A 1,281-nucleotide genomic window follows, 5' to 3' on the forward strand; every position below is an offset into this window, starting at 1 on the left:
AACATATTTGTATTTACTAAAAAACATGTTAAAACTCTTTGCCTAGTGCCTGTTGCCTAATGCCTAAAACACATAATCTATACATTTTTAGGTAGGATGAGTCTCCCATTTTTATCAAAAAAGCGGTCGAAAAACAATTTCTGACCGCTTTTTTGATACTATTCTTCTAAATATGGCTTTGCTAAAGACGCAAAATATTGCGTCTCTACAATTAAACTAATCACATCATGAGCGATAGCTCTAAGTCTACAGCACTCGTCTATATTTTTACTTTTTCTCGTAAACCTCAACAGGCAGGATATTTCCATCAGCATCAAATCGCATGGGAGAAATACAAGTCTCTCTGTTGTATCCATTCCCATTCGGAATAATAAAACGGTGATAAACAATGTACCATTCGTCTTTGCCTGGTACTTGTACTACCGAGTGATGACCAGCGCCTTTTACCTCATCGTGGCCTTTGAGAATTGGATTATTTTGAGCTTTCACAAAAGGACCCATCGGCGAATCCGAAACGCCATACGCTACCGAATAACGTGGGTCACGAGTGTCGTATTCTGACCACATCAAGTAATATTTGCCATTTCTTTTGAGCAAAAAAGAACCTTCGTTATAACCTTCAGGCTTGTACGAAACCATTGATGCTTCATTAATTGAAATCATATCTGGGTTCAACTTGGCAATATAACATCTCCCCTGTCCGAAATAAATATAGGCTTGTCCATCGTCGTCCACAAAGACCATCGGGTCAATAATCTGCGCTTGGTATTGTCCTTTGGTAATCAAAGGTTTACCCAAAGCATCCTTAAAAGGGCCTGTTGGCTTGTCGGCTACTGCCACACCAATGTTGGTATCGGCCGAAAAATAGAAGTAGTATTTATTGTTTTTAAAAGCGATTGCAGGTGCCCAAGCACGCTCTTTTGCCCAAGTAAGGTCCTTTTTGAAGTCGAGAATCGTACCTTCTTTTTTCCATTTCTTCATATCTTTTGAAGACCATACCGTAAAATAATCGGAAGACCAACCTTCAAAACCATCAGTGGTTGGATAGATATAATATTTGCCATTAAAAACAGCTACGTGAGGATCAGCAAAAGCGCCAGGCAGTGCAGGTAATGGAGCTTTTTGTTGCGCAAATAATGGACTCATTCCACAACAAGTCAACAAAGTAAATAGGATTTTTTTCATGAAGATTAAAAATAGAATTGATAGTTTCTGAAAATTGGTGAATAAACACACCAAGAACAAGAGCTTTTTTAAATTCAGATATACTCAGATGATTCA

The 1,281-nt window shown here is 38.2% G+C and carries 1 protein-coding gene; it reads right to left on the bottom strand.

Going from position 1 to position 1,281, the window contains the following annotated elements; genetic code table 11:
- Nucleotides 1-267 precede the first annotated feature (267 nt).
- Nucleotides 268-1,185: a family 43 glycosylhydrolase gene (locus tag ACOVQ4_RS13295; protein WP_421821120.1), complete on the bottom strand. Its 918-nt coding sequence runs from the start codon at nucleotides 1,183-1,185 to the stop codon at nucleotides 268-270.
- Between the last annotated feature and the right edge of the window lie 96 nt (nucleotides 1,186-1,281).

The sequence above is a fragment of the Flectobacillus sp. genome, assembly GCF_049240685.1.
Lineage (GTDB): Bacteria > Bacteroidota > Bacteroidia > Cytophagales > Spirosomataceae > Flectobacillus.